Annotated in this window: 17 protein-coding genes; 3 read left to right on the top strand and 14 right to left on the bottom strand. The window is 68.7% G+C overall.

The genetic code is table 11. From position 1 onward, the window contains the following. Window positions 1-5 precede the first annotated feature (5 nt). The 3 genes from OR37_RS02910 to ygfZ all read right to left on the bottom strand — a co-directional run bounded on the left by OR37_RS02910 (window position 6) and on the right by ygfZ (window position 2,890). Window positions 6-1,295, bottom strand: coding sequence for a serine hydrolase domain-containing protein (locus OR37_RS02910; protein WP_054508497.1), 1,290 nt, complete (start codon window positions 1,293-1,295; stop codon window positions 6-8). A gap of 174 nt (window positions 1,296-1,469) precedes the next feature. Beyond that, window positions 1,470-2,063, bottom strand: a complete 594-nt coding sequence (locus OR37_RS02905; protein ID WP_004615697.1) for a DNA-3-methyladenine glycosylase I — start codon at window positions 2,061-2,063, stop codon at window positions 1,470-1,472. 38 nt (window positions 2,064-2,101) lie between these two features. Further along, the gene (gene ygfZ / locus OR37_RS02900; RefSeq protein ID WP_035016910.1) at window positions 2,102-2,890 is read right to left on the bottom strand and encodes a CAF17-like 4Fe-4S cluster assembly/insertion protein YgfZ; all 789 of its coding nucleotides are present in this window, start codon (window positions 2,888-2,890) and stop codon (window positions 2,102-2,104) included. Window positions 2,891-3,021: 131 nt separating this feature from the next. Between ygfZ and OR37_RS02895 the strand changes: the two genes are divergently transcribed. Next, window positions 3,022-4,116: a glycosyltransferase family 9 protein gene (locus OR37_RS02895; RefSeq protein ID WP_004615694.1), complete on the top strand. Its 1,095-nt coding sequence runs from the start codon at window positions 3,022-3,024 to the stop codon at window positions 4,114-4,116. A gap of 132 nt (window positions 4,117-4,248) precedes the next feature. Continuing rightward, on the top strand, window positions 4,249-5,583 hold the full coding sequence (locus tag OR37_RS02890) for a dihydroorotase (protein ID WP_004615692.1): 1,335 nt from the start codon (window positions 4,249-4,251) through the stop codon (window positions 5,581-5,583). 13 nt (window positions 5,584-5,596) lie between these two features. On the opposite strand, the gene OR37_RS02885 is transcribed toward OR37_RS02890, so the two are convergent. The 8 genes from OR37_RS02885 to obgE all read right to left on the bottom strand — a co-directional run bounded on the left by OR37_RS02885 (window position 5,597) and on the right by obgE (window position 14,199). Then, window positions 5,597-5,830: a DUF4170 domain-containing protein gene (locus tag OR37_RS02885; protein WP_165570563.1), complete on the bottom strand. Its 234-nt coding sequence runs from the start codon at window positions 5,828-5,830 to the stop codon at window positions 5,597-5,599. A gap of 21 nt (window positions 5,831-5,851) precedes the next feature. Further along, window positions 5,852-6,631 (bottom strand): 3'(2'),5'-bisphosphate nucleotidase CysQ, encoded by a 780-nt coding sequence (locus tag OR37_RS02880; RefSeq protein ID WP_004615690.1) that lies wholly within the window; start codon window positions 6,629-6,631, stop codon window positions 5,852-5,854. Continuing rightward, complete coding sequence (locus OR37_RS02875) at window positions 6,628-7,959, bottom strand: TldD/PmbA family protein (protein ID WP_004615689.1); 1,332 nt, start codon at window positions 7,957-7,959, stop codon at window positions 6,628-6,630. The genes OR37_RS02880 and OR37_RS02875 overlap by 4 nt, the downstream gene beginning before the upstream one ends. Before the next feature lie 38 nt (window positions 7,960-7,997). Further along, on the bottom strand, window positions 7,998-8,399 hold the full coding sequence (locus OR37_RS02870; protein ID WP_004615688.1) for an MAPEG family protein: 402 nt from the start codon (window positions 8,397-8,399) through the stop codon (window positions 7,998-8,000). Window positions 8,400-8,489: 90 nt separating this feature from the next. Beyond that, complete coding sequence (locus tag OR37_RS02865; RefSeq protein WP_004615687.1) at window positions 8,490-10,256, bottom strand: M14 family metallopeptidase; 1,767 nt, start codon at window positions 10,254-10,256, stop codon at window positions 8,490-8,492. 20 nt (window positions 10,257-10,276) lie between these two features. After that, window positions 10,277-11,812 carry a UbiD family decarboxylase gene (locus tag OR37_RS02860; RefSeq protein ID WP_004615686.1) on the bottom strand — a complete coding sequence of 512 codons (1,536 nt, stop codon included), beginning with the start codon at window positions 11,810-11,812 and terminating at the stop codon, window positions 10,277-10,279. A gap of 195 nt (window positions 11,813-12,007) precedes the next feature. Further along, window positions 12,008-13,138: a glutamate 5-kinase gene (gene proB / locus OR37_RS02855; RefSeq protein ID WP_004615685.1), complete on the bottom strand. Its 1,131-nt coding sequence runs from the start codon at window positions 13,136-13,138 to the stop codon at window positions 12,008-12,010. Next, window positions 13,135-14,199 (bottom strand): GTPase ObgE, encoded by a 1,065-nt coding sequence (gene obgE, locus OR37_RS02850; protein ID WP_004615684.1) that lies wholly within the window; start codon window positions 14,197-14,199, stop codon window positions 13,135-13,137. The genes proB and obgE overlap by 4 nt, the downstream gene beginning before the upstream one ends. A 206-nt stretch (window positions 14,200-14,405) precedes the next feature. Between obgE and OR37_RS02845 the strand changes: the two genes are divergently transcribed. After that, on the top strand, window positions 14,406-15,365 hold the full coding sequence (locus OR37_RS02845) for a hypothetical protein (protein ID WP_004615683.1): 960 nt from the start codon (window positions 14,406-14,408) through the stop codon (window positions 15,363-15,365). Here the strand turns inward: OR37_RS02845 and OR37_RS02840 are convergent, their stop codons facing one another. The 3 genes from OR37_RS02840 to rplU all read right to left on the bottom strand — a co-directional run bounded on the left by OR37_RS02840 (window position 15,366) and on the right by rplU (window position 16,965). After that, a complete protein-coding gene (locus OR37_RS02840) occupies window positions 15,366-15,899 on the bottom strand; it encodes a GNAT family N-acetyltransferase (protein ID WP_004615681.1) in 534 nt (177 codons plus the stop codon). 193 nt (window positions 15,900-16,092) lie between these two features. Next, a complete protein-coding gene (rpmA, locus tag OR37_RS02835) occupies window positions 16,093-16,362 on the bottom strand; it encodes a 50S ribosomal protein L27 (protein ID WP_004615680.1) in 270 nt (89 codons plus the stop codon). 30 nt (window positions 16,363-16,392) lie between these two features. After that, complete coding sequence (rplU, locus tag OR37_RS02830) at window positions 16,393-16,965, bottom strand: 50S ribosomal protein L21 (RefSeq protein ID WP_004615679.1); 573 nt, start codon at window positions 16,963-16,965, stop codon at window positions 16,393-16,395. Window positions 16,966-17,004: the final 39 nt, after the last annotated feature.

Below are 17,004 nucleotides of genomic sequence, written 5' to 3'. Positions count from 1 at the left end.
GGGATCTAAGACACCTCGCCCGGATCGGCGGCCGAGGCGCCGTTCTTCAGCTCCAGCCAGTCCTGGAACGGCAGGTCGTAGACGCGGTCGAAGAACTCGGCCTGGAAGCGGAAGGGCAGGTTGGCGTCGCTGTTCCACAGCATGACGATCCCGGTCCGCGTCGCCGGGTCGAACATCATGGTCGAGCGGTAGCCGGAGACGCCGCCGCTGTGACCAATTAGGCGATGGCCCTTGTAGGTGAAGCTCCTCATACCCAGGCCATAGCCGGAGTTCTTCAGCTGACGGGCGATCGGCAGGCGGCCATAGGGCGCCATGGTGGCGACGCGGGGGCGCTGGACGTCGCTCAGCACCGAGGGCGACAGCACGTCGGGCCGCAGGCCCATCTGGGCCTGCATCCACAGGGCCAGGTCGACGATGGTCGAATTGACCCCGGCCGCGGCGGGCAGGCGGTAATAGGCGTCGGACAGCGGCAGGACGTGGCCCTGGCGATGGGGCTTGGCCCAGCTCTTCGCCCCGGTCAGGCCGCCCTGGCCGATCGAGGCGCCGATCATGCCCAGCGGCTTGAACAGGCGCGCTTCCACCGTCTGGGCGTAGGGCTGGTGGGTGCGGTCCTGGATCACCTCGGTGATCGTGTCGAAGGCGATGTTTTGATAGGTGTGGCAGGCCCCCGGCGGACACACCGTATGCAGGGTCGCCAGCGAGCGGCGGATGGTCGCCGGGTCCTCGCCGTCCTCCAGCCGGCCGTCGAAGGCGTTCTTGCCCAGGCCCGTCCGCTGCGACAGCAGCTGTTCGATGGTCAGGCTGTTCTGGGCGTCGCCCGGCAGGCGCAGGCTGGTGTCAAACCCGCCCAGGGTGTCGCTCAGCGAGAACAGACGCTCGGAGGCCAGGCGCGCGGCCAGGGTCGCCGACACCGTCTTCGACAGCGAGGCCCAGCGGAAGACCGTCTCGGAATCGACCGGCCGGCCGTCCTGGCTGGCGGTGACGCCATAGCCCTTCACGAACGACAATCGCCCGTCCTCGACGACCGCCACGGCTAGGCCGGTCATCGACGGATCGGTCATCATGACCTTGAACCGGGCGTCCAGGGCCTTGTAGCCGATCTTGCCGTGCCAGTCGGACGGGGCGGTCGGCAGCGGCTGGGCCGGTTCGCCGACCGCCAGCGGCGCCACGGGGCGCGAGGGCTTGGGGTGGATCGATAGCGCCACGCCGGCGATGGCGGCGACGACCAGGACGCTGACCACGCCCCATTTCAAATGCGGCTTCCAGGCCTGGAGCAGGCTTCCCGGTTCAGGCACGAAGGATGGGCTTTCTCGTCGACACGCAAATCACCAGAGCGCGTTGGGTCCAAGTGCGCGCGGTTAAACCGCTCGAACGCGCTCTAAACTGATTCAGAGCCTATTACTGGCGGCCTGTGTCGGCGAGGCAAACGGCGAAAGCCGCGCGCCGTCGTCCCGCGCGCGACTCCGGCCTCAATCGGGGCGGTTGGCTAGGGCGCCGCACGCCTCGTGCCGGAAACAGGTCACCAGGTGGTCGTTGACCAGCCCCGTCGCCTGCATGAAGGCGTAGACGATCACCGGGCCGCAGAACTTAAAGCCCTTGGCCTTCAGGGCCTTGGACATCTCCACGGCCAGCGGCGTCTGGGCGGGGACCTCGCCGGCCCGCCAGCGGTTCTGGATCGGCGCGCCGCCGACCATGTCCCACAGGAACCGGCCGAAGTCCTCGCCGCGCTCGCGCATGTCCAGATAGATCCGCGCGCCGGCGATGGTCGCGTCAATCTTGCCGTTCGAGCGGATGATGCCGGCGTCGGCCATCAGCCGGGCCCGGTCGGCGTCGCCGAAGCGGGCGACCTTTTCCGGATCGAAGTCGGCGAAGGCGGCGCGGAAGGCCTCGCGCTTGCGCAGGATGGTGATCCACGACAGGCCGGCCTGAAAGCCGTCCAGGACCAGCTTTTCCCACAAGGCGCGGCTGTCCCACTCGGGCACGCCCCACTCGTGGTCGTGATAGGCCTCGTAGAACGGGTCCCCGTTCATGCCCTTCCAGGTGCAGCGCGTATGCTCGATCATGCGGTGACGCTAGCAGAACTTTTCGGGAACAAAAGCCCCTAAACGAGCCAATCCGGCCGCTCGACGCGCACCAGGCGGCCGTCGGCGGTCAGGTCGGCGTCCGCGATGCGGTCCAGGCGCAGGAGCGCCATGGCGCGGCCGTCGCGGCCGGCCAGCACCTCGCCCGCGCGCAGCGCGCCGGCCAGCACCTCGGTCCCGAAGGCCGGGGCGGGGCCTTCGAAGACGATCGGCATCATGCGGTTCTTGATGGTCCCGCGCCGCTTCATCCGGCTGGTGGTCTCCTGGCCGACGAAGCAGCCCTTCTTGAAGTCGATGCCAGCCAGGAGATCGAAGTTCGCCTCGATCGGATAGGTCGTCTCGCTGCCCCAGTCGGCTGGACCGGGGACGCCAAGGGCCAGCCGATGGGCCTCGTAGGCGTCCTCGTCGGCGTTGGCCTCCCGCGCGCCATAGGCCCGCGCGCCGAGGGTCGGCAGGCGGGGATCGGCGTGGAGGCCCTCGCCCGCGACCTTGCCGCCGAACAGGGCGAAGACCGGCGTGTCCACGGCGTCCAGCGTCACCTTGGCCCGCAGGCGGTACATCGACAGGCGTCGCAGGATCGCGTCGCGATCGGCGGCGGCGACGTCCAGCAGGGCGCCGTCCTCGGTTCCGGCGATGAACAGGTCTTGGAGCAGCTTGCCCTGCGGCGTCAGCAGGGCGCCAAAGCGCAGCTCGCCCGGGGCCAGGGTCTCGACCTCCTGGGTCAGCAGTCCTTGCAAGAAACTCCGCCAGTCTGGACCGGAGACGGCGATGACGGCGCGAGAGGCGAGATGGGCGACGGCGATGCTCATGACGGCGATATAGTCCCGGCCTCGCGCGGCCGCCATGTCCGGAGTCGCCGCGACGTTCGGTCGCGGAAAGCCCAAAGCTCAACCGTTAACGTGGGATGCGCCGACTCAAGGAGCGGCCTATAGATGGACCGATGACACAGCGGGCCTTCCCGATTCTCTTCATCACGGCGACGCGCATCGGTGACGCGGTGCTCTCGTCCGGCCTGATCAAAATGCTGGCCGATCAGATCCCCAACGCGCGCTTCACGATCGTCGCCGGCCCCCTGGCCGCGCCGCTGTTCGCCCACGTGCCGGGCCTGGACCGCGTGATCGTGATGGAGAAGGGCAAGGGCAAGGGCCACTGGTTCAAGCTGTGGAACCAGGTGCGCCATCGGAAATGGGGCCTGATCGTCGACCTGCGGGGGTCGGGCACGGCGCTGTTCCTGCGCCGCGAGAAGCGGGCGATCTGGAAGAAGACGCCGGGCGAGCCGGTCCACAAGGTGATCGACGCGGCGCGCACCCTGAAGCTGGACGGCGATCCGCCGCCGCCGCACCTCTACATCACGCCCGAGGTCCAGGCCCTGGCCGACGACCTCTTGAAGGGCGGGGAGGGGCCGATCCTGGCCATGGGGCCGGCCTCGAACTGGATCGGCAAGATCTGGCCGATCGAGCGCTTCATCCAGACCGCCGCCCAGCTGCTGGACCGCGACGGCCCGATGGCGGGCGGGCGTCTCTTGATCCTGGGCGGCCCCGAGGATTCCCGGATGGTCGAGGAACTGCGCATGGCCACCGCGCGCGGCCGCTGCATCGACCTGACCGGCAAGGTCGACCTGCTGACCGCCTATGCCTGCCTCAAGCGCGCGCGCCTGTTCATCGGCAACGACTCGGGCCTGATGCATATCGCCGCCGCCGCGGGGACCCCGACCGTCGGCCTGTTCGGACCCTCCGACGAGCGCCGCTACGGGCCGTGGGGCGAGCACGCCCTGGCCGTGCGGGGGCCGCGAAGCTTCGATCAGTTCCTGGCCATCGACCCCGACCTCTCCCAGACCATCCGCCACATGAGCGACCTGCCCGTGGCGACGGTGGTCCGGGCGGCCAAGGACCTCCTCGCCCGCACCGCGCCTATCGAGGCGGTGATCGCCGAAGCGCCGTCCGAGGAAGCCCTCTTCGAGGAACCGATGATCGAGGCGCTTGAAGACACGGGCCCCGCCGCCGCTCATCCCGGCGAAAGCGGGGACCCGAGCTGAGCGTGACGGCTTCGCGCGGCTGATCCGGCTGGCCCCACTGACGTCCCCGCTTTCGCCGGGATCGGCGGATATTTGTTGCGATGGGTGAAGGCCGGTCCTACGACCGCCCAAACCTTCGCGAGGAACCGTCCCATGACCCAGACCTTCGACCTGATCGTGCGCGGCGGCGAGGTGGTGAACCACGCGGGCAGGGGCCATGCCGACATCGGCGTGCGAAACGGCAAGATCGTCGCGATCGGCGACCTGTCCCAGGCCTCGGCGGGCGAGGTCTTCGACGCCTCGGGCCTGACCGTGCTGCCCGGCGTGATCGACAGCCAGGTCCACTTCCGCGAGCCGGGGCTGGAGTGGAAGGAGGACCTGGAAAGCGGTTCGCGCGGCGCGGCCCTGGGCGGGGTCACCGCCGTCTTCGAGATGCCCAACACCGAGCCGACGACCACCGATCCGGACGCCCTGGCCGACAAGCTGGCGCGCGCCAAAGGCCGGATGCACACCGACCACGCCTTCTATGTCGGCGGCACCCACGAGAACGCCACGTTCCTGGGCGAACTTGAGCGGCTCCCGGGCTGCTGCGGCATCAAGGTGTTCATGGGCGCCTCGACCGGCTCGCTGCTGGTGCAGGACGACGAGGGCGTCGAGAACGTGCTGCGCCACGTCAATCGCCGCGCGGCCTTCCACTCCGAGGACGAGTACCGCCTGGCCGAGCGCCGGAGCCTGGCGCGTCCCGGCGACTGGACCAGCCACCCCGAGGTGCGCGACGCCCAGGCCGCCCTGCAATCGACTCACCGCCTGGTCCGTATCGCCAAGAGTCTGGGCAAGCGCATCCACGTGCTGCACGTGACGACCAAGGAAGAGATCGACTTCCTGGCCCAGAACAAGGACGTCGCCTCGGTCGAGGTCACGCCGCAGCACCTGACCCTGGTGGCGCCGGAAGCCTATGAGCGCCTCAAGGGCTTTGCTCAGATGAACCCGCCGATCCGGGAGGCCGAGCACGTGGCCGGCATTTGGCGCGGGATCGACACCGGCGTCGCCGACGTGCTCGGCTCCGACCATGCCCCGCACACCCGCGAGGAGAAGGCCCGTCCCTATCCGGCCTCGCCCTCGGGTATGCCCGGCGTCCAGACCCTGGTGCCGATCATGCTGACCCACGTGGTCGACGGGAAGCTGACCCTGGAGCGCTTCGTCGACCTGACCAGCCATGGCGTCAACCGCGTCTTCGGCCTGGCCGACAAGGGCCGCATCGCCGAGGGCTTCGACGCCGACTTCACCATCGTCGACATGAAGGCCCGCCGCGTCATCACCCATGACTGGATGGCCACCCGCTCGGGCTGGACCCCGTTTGACGGCTTCGAGGTCAAGGCCTGGCCCAAGGCGACCATCGTGCGCGGCATCGTCGTCATGCGCGACGACGAGGTCATCGCCGAAGGCCGCGGCGAGCCGGTGCGCTTCCTGGAGACCCTGGCGGGGTAGAGCGCTCCGGCCCCTAGTCCTCGCTCGGGTCCAGCAGCTTGTGGGCGTGGATGATGAAATAGCGGGCGTGGGCGTTGTCGACGGTGGCCTGCGCCTTGGCCTTCCAGGCCTTGTGGGCTTCTTCGTAGTTCGGGAACGCGCCGACGAACTCGACCTTCGACAGGTCGCGGAACTCGTTGCCGGCGACTTCCTTCAGTTCACCGCCGACGACGATATGGAGCAGCTGCTTATCGGGCATTTGGAGCAAGGTTCCTGCGAGGAATTGGTTTTATGGCAGCTCGATATGCCCGACACGTGACAGGATCAACGGGTGAAGCGCCTTATTGGCGCAAACGAGGCTGGGAACCAGGGGAACGGGACGATTATAGGCGAATTCCCGGCCCTTGTGGTCGGTGAGCAGCGCCCCGGCCTGGCGCCGGATCAGGTCGGCGGCGGCCAGGTCCCACTCGCTCTTGGGCGACAGGGCGATGGCCGCGTCGAAGTGGCCGGAGGCGACCAGGCACACGCGGTAGGCGATGGAGTTGCGGGTCTCGACCCGCATGTCCGGCCAGGGCTCGGGCCAGGCGGGATGGGTGAACATCTTGGCGTCGCCCAGCATGGCCGCGCCGAACAACCGGTCGGTCGCGCTGGGAGCGATCGGCGCGCCGTTCAGGGTGGCGGGCGTCTCGGCCGTGGCGGCGTAGGTCTCGTCCAGGGCGGGCGCGTGGACGACGGCGGCGACGGGCTTGCCGTTCTCGACCACGGCGATCGAGACCGCGAACCAGGGCTTGCCCTTCATGAAGGCCACCGTGCCGTCGATCGGGTCGACCACGAACTGGCGCGTCGTGGCCAGGCGAGCCGGATCGTCGGCGGTTTCCTCCGACAGCCAGCCGTAGCCCGGCCGCGCGGCGGTCAGCTCCGTCCTCAATAGGGTGTCGACGGCCAGGTCTGCGTCGGTGACGGGCGAGCCGCCTTCCTTGGACCAGATCTTCAAGCCGCCTTCGCGCGCGCCGAGCGCCAGCTCGCCGGCCTCCCGCGCGGCCGCGATGATCAGGTCCAGGTCGTTCATTTACCCGCGATCGCCAGGGCGTCGACCAGGATCGACGGGCTGTTGCTGGCGCCCCGGAACTCAAGGTCCGATCCCGGAATCAGGCGGGCATAGATGTCGATCAGGTTGCCGGCCACGGTGATCTCGGTGACCGGGCCGGTGCTTTCGCCATTCTCGAACCAGTAGCCCGAGCAGCCCACCGACCAGTCGCCGGTGTTGCCGTTCAGCGACGGCCCAAACATCGAGGTGACGACGAGGCCGGTTCCGGCGTCCTTCATCAGGCCGGCCAGATCCTTCTCGCCCGGCTGGAGCGTCAGGTTGTGGGTCGAGACGCCGGAAGGGCCCGCCAAGCCGCGCGAGGCATGGCCGGTGGTGACCAGGCCCAGCTGCTTGGCCGAGCTGGTGTTCAGCAGCCAGGTGGTCAGGACCCCGTCGTCGATCAGGGCGCGGGCCTGCGTCTCCACGCCTTCGTCGTCGAACGGCGCCGAACCCAAGCCGCGAACCCGGTGCGGGTCCTCCAGCAGGTCGACGCCCTTGGCGAAGATCCGCTGGCCCAGCTTGTCCTTGAGGAACGAGGTCCCGCGGGCGATCGACGGGCCGGAGATGGCGCCCAGCAGCGGGCCGATCAGGCTCATGGCCAGGCGGTTCTCGAAGATCACCGGCGCGGTGGTCGAGGCGATCTTGCGCGGGTTCAGGCGGGCCACGGCCTGGCGGCCAGCCTCCATGCCGATGTCGCCGGCGGCCGGCAGGTCGCCGAAATGGCGGGTCGAGCGGCCCTCGCCGCCGCGCTCCATGCCCGCGCCCTCTCCAGCGATGGCCGAGGCCGAGACGGAATGGCCGGTGGCGGCGTGAGTCCCGCTGAAGCCCTCGCTGGTCGCCAGGGTCCAGCGCGACGATGACCAGGTGGCCGAGCCGCCGTCGGAATTGGTCACGCCCTTGACCGCGCGCGCGTGCTCTTCGGCCGTGCGGGCCTGGCTCTCCAGGGTCTCGGCCGACGGCTCGTAGGGATCGATCAGGTCGAGGTTGGGAAACGGGCCGCGCGCCAGGCGCTCGGGCGGCGCCAGGCTGGCATAGGGGTCTTCCGGCGCCAGACGGGCCATGGCCACGGCGCGCTCGATCAGCTTGGCGCGGGCCTCTGCCGAGATGTCGGAGCCGGAGACGGTGGCGCTGCGAGCCCCGATGAAGACGCGAAGGCCCAGATCGCGGGCTTCCTCGCGCTCGACCTCCTCCAGATCGCCGAGGCGGACCGAGACGGAGAGGGATTGGCGCTCGGCGAAAACGGCCTCGGCCGCGTCGGCCCCGGCCTTGCGCGCGGCGGCGACCACGTCATGCAGCAGATTATCGTCCATGCGGTCTTATGGACGACCGCCCCCCGGAGGGGCAAGCGCTACCCGATCGCCGACAACAACAGGGCCACGCCCGCGAAGATGTAGGCCAGCCAGGTGGCGACCATGCCCACCGCGCGCGGGATCGAGGCGCCGCCGCTGTTGGAGAGGCCGATGGCGTGGAGCACGCGGCCGGCGAACAGCAGCAGGCCGACGACGTGGATGGCCAGCGGCGCGGCGCCGGTCACGGCCAGCACGGCCAGGGCGGCGATACCGGCCGGCACATATTCGGCGGCGTTTCCAAAGGCGCGGATGGCGCGGGCCAGTTCCGGAATGCCCTCGTCGCCCAGGGCGACCTTGTGCTTCTGGCGCAGGCGCACGACCAGCATCGACAGCGCCAGCAGCAGGAAAAGATGCAGGCCGGCCCACAGCGCCGCCGCGTGGCCGGAAGTGATCGTGTCCATGTCGTCGAAAGCCTTGGTCTGTCGCTTCCGCCGCCGCGCGGAAAGGCGGCATATGAGCCCTTCCGCCGGACGTCGGCAACCTGGTCCTACCTATCGCGCGATTTCGCGGGCGATGGGATAGAGCAGGTAGTGGTCGTCGTAGAAGGGCGTGCGCTCGTAGAACCAGGCCAGGCGCGCCTCGGGATCGGCGGCGAACGCGGGTTCCGCCGCCAGCTTGGCCTCGAACGCGGCCTTCAGCGTCGGGTCGGCCGCCATCATCGCCTCGGCCAGCGGGGCGATGGCGTAGGGCTCGATATATTCCACCCGGCTCAGCACCTCGGGGACCATGCCCCAGGCGAAGACGCTCTCGCTGGACTGGGGCTCGAGCAGCAGCACGACAAGATCGCCCAGCGGCTGGTCGGTCGACACGCGCGCCGAGCCCTTGGGAAAGGTCCAGGCGCGGGTCTCGGTCGCGACCTGGTCGACGCTGACCTGAACGTGACCCTCGTTGGCGCGATCCGCCAGCTTGGGGTCGATCAGCCGGATCATCTCGACCTCGAACGTCCTGTCCTCGGCCAGGATTTCCAGCGCCACGCCATGCAGCGCCAGGCGCTCGATGATGTCGGCCCGGTGGCTCGGCACGTAGTAGGCGGCCGGGCGCTTCAGGGTCAGCGACGGCTTGGAGCCGTGGAAAGGCAGGCTCCAGATCTCGGGATCGGCCTCGCCCAGCCAGCGCACTTCCTTCCGGCCCGAGGCGGGGCTGTCATAGTGTTCGTATTTGACCCCCTTGAAGGCGCGTATGTAGGCCGGCGCGTCGTCGGGGACGAAGTTGGTCGGGATCTCGGCCGGACGCAGGGCGCTGTCTTCGGCGATGGCGGCCCGCAGGTCGCCGCCCCGTTCGGCCAGCAGCCTCAGCGCCGTCTCGATGAACACATAGGTCCCCAGCACGCGCTGGGCGTGGGGCTTGAGGCTGTGGTTCTCGATCAGGATGGTTGGGACGTGGGCCGCCGCGCCCCACCCGTTCGAGAAGCGCTCGCCCAGGCCCCCGTCATTGAGCCCGGCCTTGGGATCGCGCTCGTCGACGCCGAACACCAGTTCGCCCGGGATGTGGCCCTCGGCCTCCAGGCTGGCGTTCATGATCGGCTTGAGCACGGCGTCCAGCCAGCGGGCGATGGCCGGCGAGCGGCACCAGACGCCGTTCTCGCCGTTGAAGCCGTAGGTGACGTCATACTGGTAGTCCATGCCGTCGGTGACGTGGACGTCGACATAGAGATCGGCCCTGTACTTGGCCTGCAGCCGCTTCAGCGCCCGCATCTCCGGCTGGTCCAGCTTCATGAAGTCGCGGTTCAGGTTCTGGTTGGTCGCCGTGTTGCGCCAGCCCTGGATGCGCGGCCCGCGCTGGTTGGGGCGCGAATAGGGGCCCGAGCGCTCGTGGCCGTCGACCGACAGGATCGGGATCAGGACAAGGTTGACCTTGTCCAGCAGGCCATCCTTGCCGTGAAAGGCCATGTCGCGCAGCAGCATCATGCCGGCGTCCTTGCCGTCGATCTCGCCGGGGTGGATGCCGCACTGGACCAGCAGCAGCGGCTTTGCCGGATCGAGAGTCGCGCCGTCCTTGCTGGCGATGACCGCGTAGATCTCACGCCCCTGGGGCGAGGTTCCGAAGGGCTCGATCCGGACCAGGTCGGAGGCCGCCTCCAGCCGGTCGAACCAGGCGCGGGTGTCGACATAGTTCGGCGAGAAATCATGCTCGCCGTCGGCCTCGAACGGCGTCACCCACGGATTGGAAGCGTCGCGGAGAAGCGCCTGGCTGGCGCCCTGCCAGGGCAGGGCGGGCGGCAGGAAGGCTTCGTCCCAGGGGGCTTTGATCGGGGCCATGCTCGTACTCGCTATCAGACTTAGGATCGTTTCCAGATCGGCTTACCATCCCCCGGCAGGCCGAGCCGCGCCCACTTCTCGCTGACCGCGTCGATCACGGCCTGGTCCATCCGGATCTCCTGGCCCCATTCGCGCTTGGTCTCGGGCGGCCACTTGTCGGTGGCGTCGAGGCCGATCTTGGAACCCAGGCCGCTCTCGGGCGAGGCGAAGTCCAGATAGTCGATCGGGGTGTGCTCGATCACCGTGATGTCCCGCGCCGGGTCCATCTTGGTGCTGATCGCCCACATCACGTCCTTCCAGTCGCGGGCGTTGATGTCGTGGTCCACGACGATCACCCACTTGGTGTACATGAACTGGCGCAGATAGCTCCAGACGCCCAGCATCACGCGCTTGGCGTGGCCGGGATAGGCCTTCTTCATCGACACCACGGCGATGCGGTAGCTGCAGCCTTCGGGCGGCAGCCAGAAGTCGACGATCTCGGGGAACTGCTGGCGAATGAGGGGAATGAACACCTCGTTCAGCGCCTCGCCCAGCACCGAGGGCTCGTCCGGCGGACGGCCGGTGAAGGTGGTCAGGTAGATCGGGTCCTTCCTCATGGTGATGGCCGTCACATGGAAGACCGGGAATTTCTCGACGCTGTTGTAGTAGCCGGTGTGGTCGCCGTAGGGGCCCTCGTCGGCGAATTCGTCCAGCAGGACGTGACCCTCGATGACGATCTCGGCGTGGGCCGGCACCATCAGCGGCACGGTCTTGGCGGGCACGAGATCGACCTTGGCGCCGCGCAGCAGGCCGGCGAACTGGTATTCCGACAGGGTGTCGGGCACCGGCGTCACGGCCGCCAGGATGGTGCCCGGATCGGCGCCCAGGACGGCGCAGGCGGGCAGGGGCTCGCGGGTTCCCGACTTTTTGTGGCGAGCGTAGTGCTGGGCGCCGCCGCGATGCGCCAGCCAGCGCATGATGCACTTGTCCTTACCCAGCACCTGCATCCGGTAGATGCCGAGGTTGAAGTCGTCCTCGCGGTCCTTGCCGGGGCCCTTGGTCACGACCAGCGGCCAAGTGATCAGCGGCGCGGGCTCGCCTGGCCAGCAGGTCTGCACCGGCAGTTTGGAGAGGTCGATCTGGTCGCCGGTCAGGACGACCTCCTGCACAGGGGCCTTCTTCACTGTCCCGGGCCGCATCGACATGACCGTCTTGGCCAGCGGCAGCATGTCGAGTGCGTCCTTGATCCCTTTCGGCGGCTGGGGCTGGCGCAGGAAGGCCAGCAGCTCGCCGACCTCGCGCAGCTCGCCGGCGGTCTCGCGCGGCTCGCCGCCCAGGGTGACGCCCATGGCCACGCGCTTGACCGTGCCGAACAGGTTGGCCAGCGCCGGCATCGACGAGCGCGAGCCGTCGGGCAGCAGGACGTGCTCGAACAGCACGGCCGGCCCGCCGGTCGCCAGGAGGCGCGTCTGGATTTCGGTCATCTCCAGCACGCTGGAGACGGGCTCGGTGACCCGGACCAGCTCGCCCTTGGCCTCCAGGACGTCGATGAACTCGCGAAGGGATCGGTAGGCCATGGGGACTCCTGGGAACGGGCGGAACCTAGACCGGGCGGTTCGAGAACTGAACCCCAACTCCCGATTTCCCCGGCGAATGCCGGGGGCCAGATTCACCCCTTGAGGTTGGGGTTTGGCGACCAATGTCGCGACGATCCGGCGGCGCTCGCGGGTTCGATCTGGGCCCCGGCGTTCGCCGTGGAAATCGGAAAGAGCTTATGCCGATACGGCCAGGTCGTCGGCGTGGATCATCGGACCTTCGGTGAAGCCCAGTTCCGCCTCGATGGCGTCCGAGCGCAGGCCGGCGATGCGTTGGGCGTCGGCGCTGTCATAGCGGACGATGCCGCGCGCGACCTCGCGGCCGGTCTCGTCGCGGACGCGGACGGCGTCGCCCTTGTCGAACGGACCCTCGATGGCGCGCACGCCGGCCGACAGCAGGCTCTTGCCGGCCTCCAGGGCCTTGACGGCGCCGGCGTCGACCGTGACCCAGCCCTGGGGCGCCAGCGAACCGGCGATCCACGCCTTGTAGGCGGCGGCGGGGCTGGCGGCGGCTTCGATCAAGGTCGCCTTGTCGCCGTCGGCGATGGCGGCCAGCGGACGCGGGCGCGAGCCCAGCGTGATTAGGGTGGCGCAGCCCGCGGCGCGGGCGATGCGGGCGGCGGCGATCTTGGTGGCCATGCCGCCGGTGCCGACGCCCGCGGCGGCGTTGGCGCCCTCGGCCATGCCGGCGATCTCGGCGGTGATCTCCGAGACCAGCGGGATATGCGCGGCCTTGGGGTTCTTGCGCGGGTCGGCGGTGTAGAGGCCGTCGATGTCCGACAGCAGCACCAGCAGGTCGGCGCCGGCCATCTGGGCCACGCGCGCGGCCAGGCGGTCGTTGTCGCCGTAGCGAATTTCCTCGGTGACGACCGTGTCGTTCTCATTGACTACCGGGACGACGCCGAGGCCCATCAAGGTCTCGGTCGTGGCGCGCGCGTTCAGCCAGCGGCGACGCATCTCGGTGTCATCGCGGGTCAGCAGGATCTGGGCGACGCTCGTCCCATGCGGTTCGAAGGCTTCTTCCCAGGCGCGCATCAAGAGGCTCTGACCGGCGGCGGCCGCCGCCTGCTTCTCGGGCAGGGTCGTCTTGCGGCCGGTCAGGCCCAGGCGACGGCGGCCCAGGGCCACCGCGCCGGACGAGACGACCAGCACCTGCTTGCCGTCCGCGCGCAAGGCGGCGGCGTCGGCGCAGAACGCTTCCAGCCAGGCGCGGTTGGCCGCGCCGGTCTCGGCGTCGACCAGCAAGGCCGACCCGACCTTGAAGACGATGCGTCGGGCGGCCTTGAACGCCCCGCTGGCCTGGCTCACGGCGTCCAGCCTCCGGGGGTCTCGTCGACGTGATCCTCGTCGTCGTCGATCTCTTCCTCGAGATCGCCGCGACGGATGCGCACCTGCTTGTAGGCGGCGCGCAGCAGCTCGGTGACGCCCTTGCCCGATACGCCCGAGACCAGGCGCGGCTTGACGCCCGCGACGGCTTCCAGCTCGGCGACCTTTTCGGCGAGCGTTTCCTCGTCGAGGGCGTCGATCTTGTTCAGCGCCAGGATCTCGGACTTGTCGGCCAACTCGTCGCCATAGGCTTCCAGCTCGCCGCGGATCGTGGTCCAGGCGCCGGCGACGTCCTCCTGGGTGGCGTCCACCAGGTGGATCAGCACCGCCGACCGTTCGACGTGGCCCAGGAAGCGGGTGCCCAGGCCCGCGCCCTCGCTGGCGCCTTCGATCAGGCCGGGGATGTCGGCCAGCACGAAGCGCTCGCTGCTCGACAGGTCCACGACGCCCAGGTTCGGGGTCAGGGTGGTGAACGGGTAGTCGGCGATCTTGGGCTTGGCGGCGCTGGCGGCGGCCAGGAAGGTCGACTTGCCGGCGTTGGGCAGGCCCACCAGCCCGACATCGGCGATCAGTTTCAGCCGCAGCCAGATCCAGCGCTCCTCGCCCTCCTGGCCGGGATTGGCGTATTTCGGCGCCTGGTTGACCGGACCCTTGAAGTGCAGGTTGCCCCAGCCGCCGTTTCCGCCCTTGGCCAGCAGCAGGCGCGCGCCCGCGTGGTCGAGGTCGGCGATCAGGGTTTCCTTGTCCTCCTCGAGCACCTCGGTGCCCACGGGCACCTTCAGCACCACGTCCTCGCCGGCGGCGCCGTGGCGCGCGCGGCCCATGCCGTGCACGCCGGTGCCGGCCTTGAAGTGCTGCTGGTAGCGATAGTCGATCAGGGTGTTGAGGCCTTCCACGGCCTCGATCCACACGTCGCCGCCCCGGCCGCCATCGCCCCCGTCCGGGCCGCCGTACTCGATATACTTCTCGCGGCGGAACGACACCGACCCGCCGCCGCCGTTACCCGAGCGGATATAGATCTTGCATTGGTCCAAGAATTTCATGCGGCCCTTTTGTCCCAAGGCGTCCCGCGCGTCGAGCCAAAACGCCCGGCCCCAGGCGCGCCGCCGTGACGTTACGCCGCTGGGGGGCTTCGCGAAAAGCCGGGCGGACGCTCCGAAATCGTGACGAAATGTTAAAGTCCGTGATGCGACAAAGTGTCTTGGCAGCAAACCGCCACTTTCATCTATGGCGGAGCAGGAGGCTGACCTTGGCGACCGCGGAAGAGGGCGTGGCGATGCTGGAGGCGGATCTGCGGGATCTGTCGACGCAGGAGCTTTGCCGTAAGTATAGCGCGGAGGCTTCGACGCACCGCAATATCTTGATCAGTCGGGGGACCGGCGTCGCCCCGCAGTGGCGCGACTTCAAGACCTTTCTGGGCGAGGTCGGGCTCAGGCCTTCGGGCGACCACAGCCTGGTCCTGCTCAATCGCTACGAACGCACCTACGGTCCCGGCCGCGCCAAGTGGATGACCGCCGAGGAACAGGCCGCCCACGAAGTCGAATTCGACCGCCTGCGCGCCGAAAAGCAGCGCGAGGAGCAGCTGGAGGCGCATAACGCCGCCGCGATCAAGCGGGCCAGCGCGCCCGGCGCCCCGTCGTTCGGGCAGTTCACGCCGCTCGCGGGCCGTCCCGCGCCGTTCACGGAGGTGGCCAAGCGTCTGGCGATTCCGGTCAGCGCCCTCTCCAAGGCCATGCCGGCGGGCGGCAGCGCCGACGAGCTGGTCAAGCGCGCCGCCGTCTCCAGCGAGCTGATCAACGAGCAAGCCACCTGGCTGCCGCCGGATCCCGCCAAGAAGGCCGGCTTCTTCGAGGCCTACCGCATCTGGCATCTGCAGGTGCAGCCCCAATTCGGCCGCGCCGCGACCCCGACCTTCCTGTTTTTGTACATCGCCCTGCCGGTCATGAAGCAGTGCCGCGACGAGCTGATGGATCTGGACCTCTGGAACCCGCTGGGTCAGCGAGCCCTGAACGCCCGCGACAACCACATCGCCTGGAAGAAATACACAGAGTTCATGCCGCGCGCTCAGGTGGCGATGATGGAGATCCCGATCTACGCCACCTATTCGCTGCTGAGCGACCTCGACGCCCTGTGCGAGCGGATCCTCACGGCCGAGAAGCGCTTCCGCGAGGGGCCGCAGAAGGTGATTCACACGCACCGGGCGGCTTGATCACGCCAGCCACACCATCATCCGCGTCGCCGCGGGCTCGCCACGCGCGATCGACGGCTTGTGCTCGACGACGCCGGTGTAGAGGAACCCGGCCTTGATCAGCACGCGGCCCGAGGCGGCGTTGTCGGCGAAGTGGCCGGCGGTGACGTAGCGCTTCTTCCAGGTCGCGCGGGCCCAGTCGAGCGCGCCCTTGGCCGCCTCGGTGGCGTAGCCTCGGCCCCAGTAGGGCCGGCCGATCCAGTATCCCATCTCCACCTGGCCATCGAGGTGGGTGAACATTCCGACCACCCCGATCAGGCCCTCGTCCGCCAGTTCGATCGCGAAGGTGTTGTCGCGCGACCGGTCCTGGGTTCCGCAGCGGGCCACGAAGTCCTCGGCGTGAGCCCGGGTATAGGGCGAGGGCATCCGCGTCGTCATCCGCGCGACGTCGTGGTCGACGCAGAAGGCGGCCACGCGCTCGACGTCATGGCGACGCGGCGCGCGCAGCGTCAGCCGCTCGGTCTCGATGACGGGTCTTTGTTCGATGACGCACATCGGCGCCTCCCAGAGTTCCGGTCCCTTCTCGTCGGAGACCGTGACGCCGCCATGGCGAAGCTTTCGATTTTCGTGGCGGCGACGAGACAAAACAAAAGCGGGGAGCCCGGCGTTCCGGACTCCCCGCTAGAGATCGTCTGTCCGGATCGTCTTCTGTGTGAGAAGCACGATCCCGAAGAACTCTGGTTCGTGCTTACTCGGCCGGCTGAGCGGCCGGGGTCACGGTCACGTAGGTGCGGTTGTGCTTCTTGGTCACGAAGCCTACCGCGCCCTGCACGAGCGCGAAGAGGGTGTGATCCTTGCCCATGCCCACGCCCGAACCCGGGTAGAACTTGGTGCCGCGTTGGCGCACGAGGATGTTGCCGGCGAGAACCTTCTCGCCGCCGAACTTCTTCACGCCAAGGCGCTTCGACTCTGAGTCGCGGCCGTTGCTGGACGAACCGCCAGATTTTTTGTGAGCCATCTTGCTCTCCTATCCTCTGGGGGCGTCGCCTTAGGCTTCGCCGTCTTCCGTCTTGGCGGCCTTCTTAGGGGCGGCCTTCTTCTTCGGCGCTTCGGCCACGGCGTCGGCGTGTTCGACGACTTCAGCCGTCACCACCGGGTTCGCCTTGGTCGCCTTCTTCACGACCGGGGTCGCTTCGACGGCGGCCGGAACCGTGAACGGCACGGCGGCGTCGCCCAGACCGCGAGCGCGGGCGTCCAGGATGACCTTCGGGGTCAGGTCGATCGACCCTTCCCACTTGGCTTCCTTGCCGGCGCCGGCGACCGACGTGACGCGCACGACCGATTCCAGCTGGCGGTGGCCGCGGGTGCGGCGATAGCCCTGGCGACGGATCTTCTTGAAGATCTTCACCTTCTCACCCTTGCGGGTTTCGATGAGTGTGCCGGAGACGACAGCGCCGTCCACGGTGGGGGCGCCGACCGTCACGGCCTCGCCTTCGCCAAGCATCAGGACTTCACCGAAGGCCACGGCCGCGCCGGGTTCACCTTCGAGCTTTTCGACAACCAGCAGGTCGCCGGCTTGAACCCGGTACTGCTTGCCGCCGGTTTTGATCACCGCGTACATAGGTTTAGCGCCTTAAAAACGTGCGTTCGCAAAATAGGG

The organism is Caulobacter vibrioides OR37, from assembly GCF_000372645.1.
Classification (GTDB): domain Bacteria; phylum Pseudomonadota; class Alphaproteobacteria; order Caulobacterales; family Caulobacteraceae; genus Caulobacter; species Caulobacter vibrioides_E.
The sequence above is the reverse complement of the archived record's forward strand: the minus strand, read 5'-3'. Positions and strand labels throughout refer to the sequence as shown.